We start from the raw sequence: 13858 nt of genomic DNA, 5'->3' as shown, positions 1-13858 counted from the left end.
CACCATGGGATATGGTGTAATTGGCAGCACGAAGGTTTCTGGTTCCTTTAGTCTAGGTTCGAGTCCTGGTATCCCAGCGAAGAAGATTAATTCTTCAGCGATTTATCGCGTTGGCCCCGTTCGTCTAGCGGCCTAGGACGTCGCCCTCTCACGGCGGTAACACCGGTTCAAATCCGGTACGGGGTACAAGATCCACACTACTGACTCGGTTAGAAGTGTGGATCTATAAATATCTTGGAGCAATTCAAGATCATAAATAGGCCCCGTTCGTCTAGCGGCCTAGGACGTCGCCCTCTCACGGCGGTAACACCGGTTCAAATCCGGTACGGGGTACAAACGCAAGGCTGTGGGCTCGAACTAACAATGACCAAAGGTTAAAGTTCGAGCCCACAGCTTATTTCCGAGTCGGCGAAGTTTGCGAGACTCTAGAATTCTGTTAATACTTTATGATAAACAAAGAATTATGAACGATATTGGCAAATTTTGGGCACCCAGCTTTTACTAAGTGCTCCTCAAGTTTTGGGTCTGTAAGTTTTTGGTCCTTTGCCCAATATAAGAATTGTTCATTGATTGCTTCCTCGCAGGCGTGTGGAGCTGATTGTGCCACCAAACAAAGAAAATCATCTGCAGCAATTATGCTATAGGGCTGGTCATCGGGAGTGGTAGTGATATCCGTGGATTTGTTATTCGTCAAAATATACTGAGATGTTGCTTTAATCGCTGCTGCGTGAACGTGGTAATCGTTTATGTCTGATCCGGTAAAGCTAGATAAGTTGCCATCAAATTCTTCGGTGAGGACTTCGTCCATGAGCTCTTGGATGCGTTGTACGCGTTTATTAATGATGGAATCACTTGCTTGAGGGTATTTCCTCCTAATCGTGTAGCAAACTTCCGTTATGACATCTTTTGAAGTCTGTAAAGTAAACATCCCTGGCGTCTTATTACGCAAGTGAAAAAGCCAGTCCATTAAAGTTCGGCTGGCTAGAATATTCGCATCCACGAAAACTAAGTGAGGCACATTACAGAGCATATCTGAAAAGTGCCTCACTAAAGGGTTAATCTTCGAAAAAACTTCCTTCGTTTGAGTAGAAAATTCGAAGTTCTTCAAGCTTCTTTTCTTGCTTTTTTAGAATCATCTGACGGTATTTCAGCACGTCTTTTCGATTAAAACGCTTATGTGTTCCCACTCGAAGAAATGGGATTTCACCATTTTCTACCCGCTTCATAAGAGTTGGTCGAGAAATACCGAGCAACTCAGCTGCTGCATTGCTAGAAAGAACTTCTGGGAGAGTCGATACCGCAACATGCCCATTTTCGTTAATTGCGTTAAGTATTTGCTCTAATAGCATGCCGATGCTGGGTGGAATATTTTCAAGAAGTTTGCCATTGCTCGAGGTGATGGAAATTTTTGATTCCTCATCTTTTGGCAGACCGTGGATGTCCTCCAGTGTGGAGTCGTTGATATTGATCTTGCTGTCAACAAATGTAGTAGACATTGATCTGTTCCTTGTTTAGTTGAGTCTAAGTTTGCAACGCTTAGAACTTACACATACAAGTGTAAAGAGTTTCTTAAAAAGCGTCAATAAGTGAAGGGTGGTTGGTGGGTAGCCAACGGCTATCCACCAACCACCCTTCTTAATGACCGCTATTAGAAATACCTACAAATCTTGGAGCTCTGTGTGCTCACGTTTACGAGGTATTTATGCTAACCCGCGGCGTTCCAGAATTGCTTCAGCACGTGGATCGCGGCCTAGAAGTGCACGGAACGAATCCATTGGTGGTCGCGAATTTCCGCGTGAGAGCAACTCAGTGCGCAAACGTGTACCGGCGTCGCGATTCAAACCGCCGTCGCCATCAATAGCAGCAGTGGTTTTAAACCAATTCTCAATGTCTGCAGCTAGAACTTCTGCCCAAATGTAGGAATAGTACCCTGCGTCGTAACCTCCACCGAAGGTATGGTTAAAGTACGTTGAGCGGTAGCGCGGTGGAATAAACTCGGAATAAACGCCATACTCGCCTAGAGCTTCCTTTTCAAAGCTTGCTACATCTGAGGGAATCTCAGAAGGACTGAGCCGGTGCCAAGCCTGATCGAGTAATGCAGAAGCTAGCAGTTCGGTGGTATCGAATGCTTGACCAAACGTCTTCGATGTTGCCAGTGCTTCCACCAAATTCTGGGGGAGCGGCTCTCCTGTTTGGTAATGAATAGCATATTGCGCTAGTACTTCAGGGTTAAACGCCCACATCTCATTCAATTGCGACGGTGTTTCCACAAAATCTCGTGGAACGTGCGTTCCCGACGTTGAACGATACTTGGTTTTCGTCAGCATTCCATGTAAAGCATGTCCGAATTCGTGGAATACGGTGATCACGTTATCCCAAGTGAGCAAGCAAGGATCGCCGTTCTTTGGTTCGTTAAAGTTGCAGTTATTCATAATAACGGGCTTGGTACCATCAAATGCTGATCCAGCTACAACTTCATGCATCCATGCCCCACCGTGTTTGCCCTTGCGGCGGTAGAAGTCTGCCTGGAATAAAGCGATACCTTCACCGTCTTCATCAATAACCTCCCAGGTACGGACGGTAGGGAGATATCCAGGAAGTTCTGGGCGCTCAACGAAGCTGATTCCGTAAAGCTTATTAGCGGCGAAGAAAATACCGCGTTCAACGACGTTTTCCAAAAGGAAATACGGAGCCATCGCTGCGTCGTCTAAACCAAGACCAGCGCGAAGCTTTTCCTGATAGAAGGTCCAATCTGCGGCGGTGAAAGGTTCGGATTGCCCAGCTTCTCGTGCCATGTTGGCAAGTTTCCTTGCCTCGACCTCAGCTGCTGCTACCGCAGGCTGAGCTACAGATAGTAGGAGCTGCAAAATTGCTTCGGATTCCTTTGCCATTCCGCTTTGTGCAACTGCTTGGGAATGGTGAGGATAACCCAGGATCTCTGCGCGTTCGGCGCGAAGCTTGGCAATCGTTAATACGAGTTCCCGAGTGTCAGATCCGCTATGAGAACCGAAGCCACGATCCATCGAGGTTTCGAGGAGCTGAGCTCGAACATCGTGGTGGTTGAGCTCGGTTTGGAGTGGTTGGTTTGTGTAGTTTTCCAACGGTAGACGGATCTTACTGTCGTCACCGGTAAAGGATTTAATCTTGTCTTCGCTGAGTCCGGCAAGGAGCTCTGGATCTTCGATTACCAACTCGTTGTCACTCATGGCTTGAACTACACGCTGACCGAATGAAATTTCGGCTTCGGAAAGTTGCGCATCTAGCTTGCGTAAGCGGTCTTTTGCCTCGGCAGGCAATGCGATACCTCCTCGTTCGAACTCAGCAATCATCTCAGAAACGTAGTGTGCTGTTTCAGGATCAGCTTCACTTAGATCAAGAGAAGTAAGACGACGGTAGATGCGATCGTCTAGTTGGAAGGTGTTAAAATGCTCGGTGATCTTTGGTCCAAGTTCCGCTTCAACCTTCTCTAATTCCTCGCCACCAATTGAGCTAATTAGCGTGAACCCAACGTTCATAACAGATTCGATCTGCTCACCTGCTTTTTCAATAGCTTCTACGGTGTTTTCAATGGTCGCAGGATTAAAGTTGGTAGCGATTTCTTCCCACGCATCTCGTTGTGCGTTCATTGCAAATTCGACGGCCGGAATAATATGCTCTGGCTTAATTTTCTCCCACTGGGGAAGTAAGTAAGGTAACTGTGATTTAGTAAGTAATGGGTTATTTTCAATGGTCATACGCCAATGATACCGAATGTATGAGAATCATTCTTTACTGTCTATGTAGGAGAGACGGCGCTTCGATTATTTAGCTAGGGCTTGGTTCGCCCCTGCTGGGTTACTTACGAAAGAAGTGAAATTAGTGGTTTTGCCACATCAGACCAACGCCAGTAGCGATCGACCCAAGCCAAACCTTCTGACCCCATGTTCTTGGCGCGATCGTCGTCGTCCAATAAATAGTTTACTGCCCTCGCAACGGAGGATACTTCATTACCATTGACTACGATTCCCGTTACCCCGTCGATAACTGCCTCTGGGGCTCCTCCCGAATCGCCAGCTACAACTGGAAGTCCAGCAGCATAGGCCTCGAGATAAACAATACCGAGACCTTCGATATCGAGCCCTCCACCTCGAGTTCTGCAAGGCATAGCGAAAATATCACCAACGCTGTAATGAGCAGCCAATTCGCTGTAAGGAACCTCGCCAGTGAAATGAATAAAGTCAGAAGCCGTGGATGCCTTAGCTCTAGCCTTGAGCTTTTCACCGTAAGGTCCCTTCCCAACGATGAGTAATTCGACCCCTGGATGTTCGGCTTGGATCTTTGGCCATGCGTCAATCAAAATATCTTGACCTTTGCGTTCAACCAGGCGCGAAATACAAACAACGACTCTAGCGTCGTCGGCAATTTCGTAGCGCTTGCGTAAAACGGAGCGTGCGGTGGAATCGAAAGCGAAGCCCTCGGGGTCAATTGCGCCGTGCAACTGCATGATTTCGGTATCGCCGATAAATGGTCGCAGACGTTTCAAGGTTGCATTCGTTAGATAAGTGATGACGTCAGCGTCATGGAAAACTTTTTGGAGCAAGGCGCGAGCCCCAGGAATCATAGACCAACCAATTTCGTGACCATGAGTGGTCGAAATGACCCGGGTTGCACCGGCAGCTCTTGCGGCATTAGCCATCAATCCAAGTGGTGCTGCAGCGCCAAACCACACATTCTGCACATCGTGTTGCTGAATGAGCTCTTGCATCTTGCTACGAACGTTCGGGGTCGGCAACAAAACTGTTCCCGGAAAGCGTACTACGGTATATGGGACTTGAGAGTCGTAACGTGCTGCAGCTTGAGCACCGGATTCTTCCTCGGTATCGGGTGGTGTCGAGGCATAAACGATCAGCTCACGCGGATCTAATTCATTGACGAAACCCTCTAAGAAAGTTTGAATTCCTCCAGCTCGAGGTGGAAAATCATTCGTAACCAAGAGGGTCTTCTTCATGTTTTAGATACCTTCAGTTCGCTTTAATACTTCGGTGAGGCGGTTTGCTGCAGTTACGACGGCGGCCGCATGCTGCCTTCCAGGTTGCCGTCCCATTCGTTCAATCGGACCCGAAATTGAAACAGCAGCTATAACTCTACCCGAGGGTCCGCGAACAGGCGCAGAAATCGAGGCCACGCCAGCTTCACGCTCTCCAACGGACTGGGACCAGCCACGGCGTCGTACCGCTGAAAGGACGGTAGCAGTAAATTGAGCACCATGGAGTCCACGGTGGAGGCGGTCTGGTTCTTCCCATGCAAGCAAGACTTGAGCTGCCGATCCCGCGAGCATCGAAAGTGTTGCACCCACGGGGATGGAATCGCGTAGTCCCATAGCTCGTTCAGCAGCGGCCACACAAATACGTTGATCACCTTGGCGGCGATATAGCTGAGCGGACTCACCGGTGTGGTCTCGCAAAGCAATGAGGACTGGATTCGCGGCAGCTAGAAGTCGATCTTCACCGGCGGCCGAGGCGAGTTCCGTTAAACGTGGACCAAGAACAAAACGACCCTGCATATCTCGTGCGACCAAACGATGATGTTCAAGTGCGACTGCGAGTCGATGTGCGGTAGGGCGAGCCAAATGTGTGGACGTGACGAGTTGAGCCAGAGTCAAAGGACCGGCTTCGAGCGCGCCAAGAACCATGGCGGCTTTATCAAGAACACCTACACCACTGCCAGAATCAATTGCGTCCATGCAATGATATTGCCATCTCATACGCTGAGATGCAAGCGCAACACAATGAAATTTTTACCAGTCTATGTGTTATCGCGAAGAATTAAAAGGAAAAGAGGACACCATGGCTGGAACTCTCGCTGAAAAGGTGTGGAACCACCACCTTGTTCAACAAGGTGAACAAGGTGCTCCAGATCTCCTATACATCGATCTTCACCTTTGCCATGAAGTCACTAGTCCCCAGGCTTTCGAAGGTCTTCGATTAGCGGGACGCCAAGTACGTCGTCCAGACTTGACGATTGCAACCGAAGATCACAACACGCCTACATTGAACATCGATCTTCCTATCGCGGATCCGACCTCTCGTACCCAGATCGATACTTTGCGTAAAAACGCAAAAGAGTTCGGTATTCGCATTCACTCACTCGGTGACGCAGATCAAGGGATCGTCCATGTTGTTGGGCCTCAGCTTGGACTTACACAACCCGGGATGACGATTGTTTGCGGAGATTCCCACACGTCTACACACGGAGCCTTTGGTGCACTCGCCTTTGGAATCGGAACTTCCGAAGTTGAACATGTGCTTGCGACTCAAACTTTGCCACTTGCCCCGTTTAAAACGATGGCTATTAATATTCGTGGCGCTTTGAAGCCTGGTACCACCGCAAAGGACATTATCCTTGCCGTGATCGCGAAGATCGGAACTAATGGCGGACAGGGATACATTTTGGAATATCGTGGTGAAGCGATTTCACAGCTCTCGATGGAAGCTAGAATGACGATTTGCAATATGTCGATCGAAGCGGGAGCTCGAGCAGGAATGATAGCTCCAGATGAAATTACTATTGAATACTTGCGTGGCAAACCACACGCTCCCGAAGGCGAGGATTGGGATAACGCCGTACGCTACTGGAGTACATTATGTTCCGATGACGATGCCGTCTTCGATACTGAAATTGAAATCGATGCAGCGGAACTTGAGCCTTACGTAACTTGGGGGACTAACCCCGGTCAAGGTGTGCCGATTTCAGCAACCGTTCCCGATCCGGTTGACATTCATGACGAAACTAAACGAATTGCAGCTGAGCGCGCACTTGAGTACATGGGACTTGAGGCTGGTATGCCAATTAGAGATATCGCGGTAGACACCGTGTTTATTGGTTCATGTACAAACGGACGAATTGAAGACTTGCGCAGTGTTGCCAAAGTAATTGAAGGGCAGAAGAAAGCTAGGGATGTTCGTGTTCTGGTGGTTCCTGGTTCTGCCCGTGTAAGAATTCAAGCAGAGGCTGAAGGGCTCGATCGGATATTCAAGGAATTCGGCGCCGAGTGGCGAAACGCCGGTTGCTCGATGTGTTTGGGAATGAACCCAGACCAGCTGGCTCCGGGTGAGCGTGCAGCGTCGACCTCAAACCGAAATTTTGAAGGACGCCAAGGCAAGGGAGGACGTACGCATCTTGTATCGCCTCTGGTGGCTGCAGCAACTGCCATTCGCGGAACACTTTCTACGCCGTCGGACTTGAATGAATCTCGCTGAAAGGACCGAAATTATGGAAAAGTTTACTTCGCACATAGGAATAGGTGTTCCACTTCGCCGGTCCAACGTTGATACAGACCAAATCATTCCCGCGGTTTACTTAAAGCGTGTTACGCGCACCGGTTTTGATGATGCGCTCTTCGCAGCATGGCGCAATGACCCTGATTTCGTTTTGAACCGTGAGGAATTCAAACGAGGTACGGTTTTGGTTGCGGGAAACGACTTTGGAACCGGTTCGTCACGTGAACATGCGGTATGGGCTTTGAAAGACTACGGTTTCCGAGTGGTGCTTGCGCCGCGCTTTGCCGATATTTTCCGTGGGAATGCGGGAAAACAGGGTTTGGTTGCCGGTGTTGTTCCACAAGCGAATATTGAGCAGCTGTGGAAGATCTTAGAAAACGAACCCGGCACAGAAATCTCGGTCGACCTTGACACGTGTTCGGTTCAAGCAGCAGGTTTCGTATGTGAATTCCAGATTGACGATTACACCCGGTGGCGTCTTATGGAAGGACTTGACGACATTAGCCTTACATTGCGCGATGACGATGCTATCGCTGAGTATGAGTCAAAACGACCTGCGTTTAAGCCGCGCACTCTTCCTGCCCGTCACCTTCCTCCTGCTGAAGTTGAACCAGCTCGACCGGTCTCTCCCGAGGGATTTCTAGAATAAGGGCTGACAGCACACTAATTCTTTGAGCGGTGCAATTGAACGTTTTGGTCCCATATTTTCAGGCAGTGGCTCTCTGCGTTACGGTAAAATAGCGTAAACTCAGCACGTAGTTATACTCTGTAGGTCTTGGCTAATGACGTGGCAAAGTTAGCACTTTGGCTGTGCGTTATTTAGGCGATTAGCCTGTATCGTGGTAGCAGTGTTCACTTGAGTGGTTCAGGTGAAGAAGGAGTAATTAATGTCTGGTGACGTTTTGAAGGTAGTGGGTGGTCATCCACTACAAGGCGAGATTACGGTGCGTGGTGCAAAGAACTTCGTTTCCAAAGCCATGGTTGCCGCTCTTCTTACAGAAGAAACGTCTGTTTTAAGGAACGTTCCACTCATTCGCGACGTTGATGTTGTGAGCCAGCTTCTTCGTGCCCACGGCGCCGAAGTTAATTATGACCAAGAGGCGGGAATTCTAGAGATCACTCCAGGAAAGATTCATCTTCCCGATCCGGGTGAAGTTGAGGCTTTAGCTGGCTCTTCACGAATCCCTATTCTGTTCTGCGGCCCGTTGCTCCACGCTCTTGGTGAAGCTTTTATTCCCGATTTAGGCGGTTGTCATATCGGTGATCGACCAGTCGATTTCCATCTTGCAGTGCTTGAAGATTTTGGCGCCCGACGGACGATTGAAGACCTTGGTTTGCACTTAACTGCACCGAATGGACTCAAAGCTAAGAAAGTTCACCTTCCATACCCGTCTGTAGGAGCAACGGAACAGACGCTCCTTGCCGCAGTTCGTGCTCGTGGTGTTACGGAACTAACCGGAGCCGCCGTTGAACCTGAAATTATGGATTTGATCGCCGTTCTCCAAAAGATGGGTGCTCTCATCACTGTTGACACCGACCGCACTATTCACATCGAAGGTGTGCGCGAACTTCATGGTTATCGCCATACTGCTTTGGCAGACCGGATCGAAGCTGGTTCGTGGGCATGTGCGGCGCTTGCGACTAAAGGTGACATCACCGTTCGTGGTGCTCAACAAGAGTCGATGATGAACTTCTTGAATGTTTTCCGCAAGGTAGGCGGAAAGTTCGATATTTACGACGACGGTATTCGTTTTTGGCATCCGGGTACGGATCTAAAGTCTTTACCTATTGAAACAGATGTACACCCTGGCTTTATGACTGACTGGCAACAGCCTATGGTTGTAGCACTTACTCAGGCAGTTGGAGTTTCTATCGTGCACGAGACAGTTTACGAAAATCGCTTCGGCTTCGTCGATGCACTAAACCAGATGGGTGCACACATCCAGGTTTATAGCGAATGCCTCGGTTCGAAGCAATGCCGATTTGGCCGCGAAAACTACTTCCACTCGGCTGTTATCCAAGGCCCGACGCCCTTGACCGGTGCAGATATTGAAGTGCCAGATCTCCGGGGCGGTTTCTCCCACCTCATCGCAGCGCTGGCTGCTGATGGTGAATCAACGGTGCGTGGAATCGATATTATCAACCGTGGATACGAGCACTTCATGCATAAGCTTCACGCTCTTGGCGCCAACGTAGAGAAAATCTGACGTAGTTTTTGCCTTTCGTGCTATGTTTATCGCCCGCTAGGTTTCTATCGGAAGTAAAATCTTTCTCATGACATTGGAATCAGACTCGAAGAAAACTCGGATTGCTCTTATTTATGGCGGAGCGTCTGGTGAACACCCTATTTCCTGTGCGACGGCTGGTGCCGTAATGGCGTCGCTTGATGAAGACCGTTACGACGTCGTCTCCATCGCAATCCGCAAGGACGGTACATGGGTGCCGGGGGAGCGCGATTCCTCGAAACTTCAGCTAAACGCGGCGTCGACTGAGGTTCCTTCAAGCGATGAACGAATTATTTTTGGTCCCGGTAACGGCTCGCAAGAAATCTTAGTGGTTGCCGCTGATGATGAAAGTCGGATCATCCGGTCTTTAGGTCCTGTTGACGTCGTATTTCCATTGCTTCATGGAGCATTTGGTGAAGACGGAACCATTCAAGGGCTCCTTGAGATGGCAAATATTCCTTATGTTGGATGTGGTGTTTTTGCCTCGGCAGCCGGCATGGATAAAGGCTTTATGAAGGTAGTTCTTCAGTCTGCGGGAATCCCAATTGGACCTTATGTAGTGGCAAACCGTCGGCGTTGGAATACAGAGCACGATACAGTGGTCAGCGAAGCGGCAGCGCTAGAATTCCCAGTCTACGTGAAGCCTGCGCGTGCTGGTTCGTCCCTTGGTATTTCGCGAGTTAACTCCATCGAGGAACTCGATGCCGCCGTAAACCTTGCTCATGACGTTGATCCAAAGGTTGTCATTGAACAGGGCATCAACGGGCGCGAAATCGAATGTGCAGTGCTTGGCGGGCGCGGTGATTCTCCTTCCAAAGCAGCATACTTAGGAGAAGTAGTGCTTTCTGAGCGAGACTCTTCTTTCTACGATTTTGAGCATAAGTACATCGATACCGATGGTTTGAGGATGCAAATTCCAGCCGAGATTGACGCTGAAACAACTGAACGAATGCGTGAGATGGCGGTAAAGACATTTGATGCATTCGAATGTGAGGGATTAACTCGAGTTGATTTCTTTCTCACCGACGATGGTGAGGTTTTAGTTAATGAAATCAACACAATGCCCGGATTTACTCCGTTCTCGATGTATCCAGTGATGTGGGAGAAGGCAGGACTTAGCTACTCTGCACTGGTGGATGAGCTGATCCAGCTTGCCCTTGAACGAGGAACTGGTTTGCATTAAACCTTTGGGCTTGGTAACAGGGCTTTAGGTTTCATTCCCATCTAGCTCGGTCTGGGTTGCGGCTTTTACAGGCTATCGGCTTCGTGGCATTCCTGTAAAAATGGCATGATTGTTCTATGCGAGTTAAAGATCTTTCTGAAGATGAAATCATTGCACGCCTTGTTTCAGTGCTTCCCAAAGCAAAAAACGTCGTCGTACCTAGTGGTGATGATTGCGCGGTGCTCGATTTTGGAAATAACGTTGCTGTTTCAATCGATATGTTGAATGAGAATGTTCACTTCCGTACCGATTGGTCTACAGGATACGACGTCGGTTACCGGGCTGCTACTCAAAATCTTGCTGACTCAGCTGCGATGGGAGCGATCCCGCGCACCTTGGTGGTGGGTTTTGCTCTTCCTGCTGAGACCGAAGTTAACTGGATGCTTGATTTTGCTCGTGGAATGGCTGATGCTTGTGAACCCTTGGGTGTAGGGGTTGACGGGGGAGATCTAGTTCGCGGTGAATACATCACTATATCGGTGACCGTACTTGGCGAGATTAAGAATCCCGTTCTTCGGTCGGGAGCTCAGCCGGGGGATCTATTTATTCACGCAGGCGTTATTGGTCATGGAATTGCCGGAATGTCACTTCTTGACGCAGGTTTTACCCGTGAGAACATCGAATCCGATCTTGCCGGATTAATTGATGATTTCCTTCGCCCGAAACCTCCGCTCGTACAAGCATTAGCGGCTTCAGATTCACAAGTGTTGACATCGATGATGGATGTTTCAGATGGGCTCGTTAAAGATGCTCGCAGGATTGCTAAACGGTCAAGAGTGTGGATTGATATTCACACGGATGCGTTGAAGAGCGACCTTGGCGAACTTGGTAAGGCAGCAGGAAGAGTGGGGGCTGATCGCCGGCAGTGGATTTGCGAAGGGGGAGAGGACCATGGGTTTATTGCTACTATGCGGCCCGATGCAATTCTTCCAGCGGGATTCAAAATTATTGGTACGGTAAAAGCACCCGATATGAACGGACGCGTAACCCTTGATGGTGCAGAGTATGCTGCATCCGGTGGTTGGGATCACTTCCATAATTAATCTAGGTCAGTGGCAAAGAGAATTATTACCCGATCTATTTAGCCTGCAATTCTTAATAAAATGGTGGGGTTTGGTTGTGCGTAGTTGAGCGCAACCAAACCCCACCAGCATGGTATGTTTCGCAAAACTTGCGAATTAACTAAAATGCTAGATGCTCAGGGGCGAATTAGTCTTCTTTTGCGATCCTCGTAGTTAGAGGAGCTGGCTCTGGCAGTTTACGAACAGCATTGAGGATAAAGAAGGAAGCGAACAAAATAATTAGGTAGGGGATGCCGGCAGTCCATACCACAGGCAATAGCGTGCGTAAAGCAATGAAGATCGCCACCGAAATGATGATGACCGCGATATTTACTACTGGAGCGCCCCAAAGTCGGGCTGGTGGGCGTGCAAAGTTTTGCGTATTCCAGTGCTGACGGAACTTGATGTGGGTAAGCATGACCATCACCCAAGTAACAAGAATTCCAACGGTTGCGGCGCCGTAGAGGCTCATGAAGGCGCTATTTGGGCTGAAGATAGCAAGTGCAGAAGCGATGAAGAAGCACAGCGTAGCGATTCCAACAGCGCCTCGTGGAGCGCCTTGTTGAGTGGTCCGTGCTGCAAAACGAGGAGCCATCCCGTCCAGTGCAAGCGAGTGAATCATGCGAGAGCCGGTGTATAGGCAGCCGTTCGCGGCCGAAAGTGCAGCCACGATCAAGATTGCATTCATAATATGACCTGCACCTGCTAACCCTGCAGAATCGAGAACCTTTACAAATGGAGAAGAATCGGCCTGACCGGATTCTGCAACAGTAGTGGTCCAAGGTTGTAGCGTCACAATCACTGCAATTACAAGGATGTAGAAGATCAAGAGGCGCCAGATCATGGTAGATGCAGCACGTGGAATATCTCGTTCAGGATGCTCACTTTCGGCTGCAGATACCGAAACGTTTTCAATCCCGCCGAAACTGAATACAGCCATGCACGAGGCCAAGAGAATACCGATTACACCTTTCGGTGCGAAGCCTCCGTCTGAGGTCAAGTTGGCGAAGCCAAGTGGTTCATCTGAACTTGGCCATCCGGTAAAAATTACAGCAAGACCAAGGATAATGAAGATGACGATAGCCGTAACTTTAATCATGGAGAACCAATATTCTGAGGTTCCGTAGAGCCTAACCGTGGCTAGATTAAGTGCAACGATAAACACTGAACAAAGAACAGTTCCTAGACCAAGGTTTAGGTTAGGGAACCAGTATTGGAAATACGTTGCGGCTGCGGTGACTTCGGCACCGACTGCAGTGAGCATTGTGATTGCGAAATTCCAGCGGCTAATGTATCCGCCTAGCTTACCGAGATGAGTTGCGGCAATAGCACCGTGCCCACCGGGAACAGGGTGCGCACTCACCATTTCAGCTAATGCCCACACGACGGATAGTGCAACGGAACCGGCCAGTGCATAGGAAATGATCGTTGCTGGACCAGCGAACGAAATTGTTGAGCCGGCACCAAGGAATAGTCCAGTTCCCAGAGCACCGGAGAGCGCGATCATAGAAATTTGGGCACTCGTAAGTTTGCGTTCGAGCTGGGTGTGCTCTTGTTCGTGCGTGTGAGTTTGCATGGGTTTCCTTTGACATGCAGTGAATTCTTAAAATGTGTGGGTTTAGTATATTACGAGCGTCAAATGGCGAGATAATAGTTTTACGTTTTGGACAACACGTGTGAACAGGGGGCGTACAACAATGGTATACAAAAAGCCCCACGTAACCGTGGGGCTTTTAGCGTTTAATCGCAATCAGATATTGCGGGTAACCTTACCAGCCTTGAGGCAGGAGGTGCAGACATTCAGACGCTTAGGAGCACCCTTAACGAGTGCGCGAACGCGTTGAATGTTCGGGTTCCAGCGACGGCTGGTACGCACGTGGGAGTGCGAGACGCTCTTGCCGAAGCCCGGGCCCTTGCCGCAGACATCACATACAGAGGCCACGGTTTTCTCCTTCGTTCGTTTTATCGGACGCGATCGTCGTCCGGTACCAAAATGGCAACTGAAAAATACTATCGCATAACCTAGATATTAACCAAGTGGGTGAAGCAGTGGTATTGGGCACGTTCCTTCCGTTAATAATCATGAATCGC

Annotated in this window: 12 protein-coding genes and 3 tRNA genes; 8 read left to right on the top strand and 7 right to left on the bottom strand. The window is 49.2% G+C overall.

What is annotated here, in order from left to right; all coding sequences use genetic code 11:
* Window positions 1-5: 5 nt before the first annotated feature.
* From EIH22_RS00575 to EIH22_RS00565, 3 genes are all read left to right on the top strand, one after another.
* Window positions 6-77, top strand: a tRNA-Gln gene (locus EIH22_RS00575).
* Between the two features lie 36 nt (window positions 78-113).
* Window positions 114-186, top strand: a tRNA-Glu gene (locus tag EIH22_RS00570).
* 74 nt (window positions 187-260) lie between these two features.
* Window positions 261-333: transfer RNA gene (locus tag EIH22_RS00565), tRNA-Glu, on the top strand.
* 103 nt (window positions 334-436) lie between these two features.
* Here the strand turns inward: EIH22_RS00565 and EIH22_RS00560 are convergent.
* The 5 genes from EIH22_RS00560 to EIH22_RS00540 all read right to left on the bottom strand — a co-directional run bounded on the left by EIH22_RS00560 (window position 437) and on the right by EIH22_RS00540 (window position 5722).
* Entirely contained in the window at window positions 437-1018 is a 582-nt protein-coding gene (locus EIH22_RS00560) for a type II toxin-antitoxin system VapC family toxin (RefSeq protein WP_124053880.1), read from the bottom strand.
* 37 nt (window positions 1019-1055) lie between these two features.
* Window positions 1056-1496, bottom strand: a complete 441-nt coding sequence (locus EIH22_RS00555) for a helix-turn-helix domain-containing protein (protein ID WP_124053878.1) — start codon at window positions 1494-1496, stop codon at window positions 1056-1058.
* A gap of 204 nt (window positions 1497-1700) precedes the next feature.
* On the bottom strand, window positions 1701-3734 hold the full coding sequence (locus EIH22_RS00550) for a M3 family metallopeptidase (protein WP_124053876.1): 2034 nt from the start codon (window positions 3732-3734) through the stop codon (window positions 1701-1703).
* A 104-nt stretch (window positions 3735-3838) separates the two neighbouring features.
* Window positions 3839-4987 (bottom strand): glycosyltransferase family 4 protein, encoded by a 1149-nt coding sequence (locus EIH22_RS00545; protein ID WP_124053874.1) that lies wholly within the window; start codon window positions 4985-4987, stop codon window positions 3839-3841.
* Window positions 4988-4990: 3 nt separating this feature from the next.
* Window positions 4991-5722 carry an IclR family transcriptional regulator gene (locus EIH22_RS00540; protein WP_327537473.1) on the bottom strand — a complete coding sequence of 244 codons (732 nt, stop codon included), beginning with the start codon at window positions 5720-5722 and terminating at the stop codon, window positions 4991-4993.
* 103 nt (window positions 5723-5825) lie between these two features.
* Here EIH22_RS00540 and leuC point away from each other — a divergent pair, with 103 nt between their 5' ends.
* The 5 genes from leuC (at window position 5826) to thiL (ending at window position 11749) form a co-directional block, all read left to right on the top strand.
* A complete protein-coding gene (leuC, locus tag EIH22_RS00535; protein WP_124053872.1) occupies window positions 5826-7238 on the top strand; it encodes a 3-isopropylmalate dehydratase large subunit in 1413 nt (470 codons plus the stop codon).
* A 13-nt stretch (window positions 7239-7251) separates the two neighbouring features.
* Window positions 7252-7908 carry a 3-isopropylmalate dehydratase small subunit gene (leuD, locus tag EIH22_RS00530; RefSeq protein ID WP_124053870.1) on the top strand — a complete coding sequence of 219 codons (657 nt, stop codon included), beginning with the start codon at window positions 7252-7254 and terminating at the stop codon, window positions 7906-7908.
* Window positions 7909-8146: 238 nt separating this feature from the next.
* Complete coding sequence (murA, locus tag EIH22_RS00525; RefSeq protein ID WP_124053868.1) at window positions 8147-9466, top strand: UDP-N-acetylglucosamine 1-carboxyvinyltransferase; 1320 nt, start codon at window positions 8147-8149, stop codon at window positions 9464-9466.
* A gap of 67 nt (window positions 9467-9533) precedes the next feature.
* Window positions 9534-10667, top strand: coding sequence for a D-alanine--D-alanine ligase family protein (locus EIH22_RS00520; RefSeq protein ID WP_124053866.1), 1134 nt, complete (start codon window positions 9534-9536; stop codon window positions 10665-10667).
* Between the two features lie 116 nt (window positions 10668-10783).
* Window positions 10784-11749: a thiamine-phosphate kinase gene (gene thiL, locus EIH22_RS00515; RefSeq protein ID WP_124053864.1), complete on the top strand. Its 966-nt coding sequence runs from the start codon at window positions 10784-10786 to the stop codon at window positions 11747-11749.
* Between the two features lie 166 nt (window positions 11750-11915).
* On the opposite strand, the gene EIH22_RS00510 is transcribed toward thiL, so the two are convergent.
* Together EIH22_RS00510 and rpmB are read right to left on the bottom strand one after the other, a co-directional pair.
* Window positions 11916-13343 carry an amino acid permease gene (locus EIH22_RS00510; RefSeq protein ID WP_235001711.1) on the bottom strand — a complete coding sequence of 476 codons (1428 nt, stop codon included), beginning with the start codon at window positions 13341-13343 and terminating at the stop codon, window positions 11916-11918.
* 174 nt (window positions 13344-13517) lie between these two features.
* Window positions 13518-13709 (bottom strand): 50S ribosomal protein L28, encoded by a 192-nt coding sequence (rpmB, locus tag EIH22_RS00505; RefSeq protein WP_084707328.1) that lies wholly within the window; start codon window positions 13707-13709, stop codon window positions 13518-13520.
* Between the last annotated feature and the right edge of the window lie 149 nt (window positions 13710-13858).

This window comes from Arcanobacterium ihumii (assembly GCF_900604515.1).
Classification (GTDB): Bacteria; Actinomycetota; Actinomycetes; order Actinomycetales; family Actinomycetaceae; genus Arcanobacterium_A; species Arcanobacterium_A ihumii.
Note: the sequence above shows the minus strand (reverse complement) of the source record. Positions and strands in the feature narration are given on the sequence as shown.

Coding starts and splice junctions, on each gene's coding strand:
- murA (WP_124053868.1), top strand. CDS start 8,147: ATGTCTGGTGACGTTTTGAAGGTAGTGGGTGGTCATCCACTACAAGGC.
- EIH22_RS00540 (WP_327537473.1), bottom strand. CDS start 5,722: ATGGACGCAATTGATTCTGGCAGTGGTGTAGGTGTTCTTGATAAAGCC.
- thiL (WP_124053864.1), top strand. CDS start 10,784: ATGCGAGTTAAAGATCTTTCTGAAGATGAAATCATTGCACGCCTTGTT.
- EIH22_RS00550 (WP_124053876.1), bottom strand. CDS start 3,734: ATGACCATTGAAAATAACCCATTACTTACTAAATCACAGTTACCTTAC.
- EIH22_RS00520 (WP_124053866.1), top strand. CDS start 9,534: ATGACATTGGAATCAGACTCGAAGAAAACTCGGATTGCTCTTATTTAT.
- EIH22_RS00545 (WP_124053874.1), bottom strand. CDS start 4,987: ATGAAGAAGACCCTCTTGGTTACGAATGATTTTCCACCTCGAGCTGGA.
- leuD (WP_124053870.1), top strand. CDS start 7,252: ATGGAAAAGTTTACTTCGCACATAGGAATAGGTGTTCCACTTCGCCGG.
- EIH22_RS00555 (WP_124053878.1), bottom strand. CDS start 1,496: ATGTCTACTACATTTGTTGACAGCAAGATCAATATCAACGACTCCACA.
- EIH22_RS00510 (WP_235001711.1), bottom strand. CDS start 13,343: ATGCAAACTCACACGCACGAACAAGAGCACACCCAGCTCGAACGCAAA.
- leuC (WP_124053872.1), top strand. CDS start 5,826: ATGGCTGGAACTCTCGCTGAAAAGGTGTGGAACCACCACCTTGTTCAA.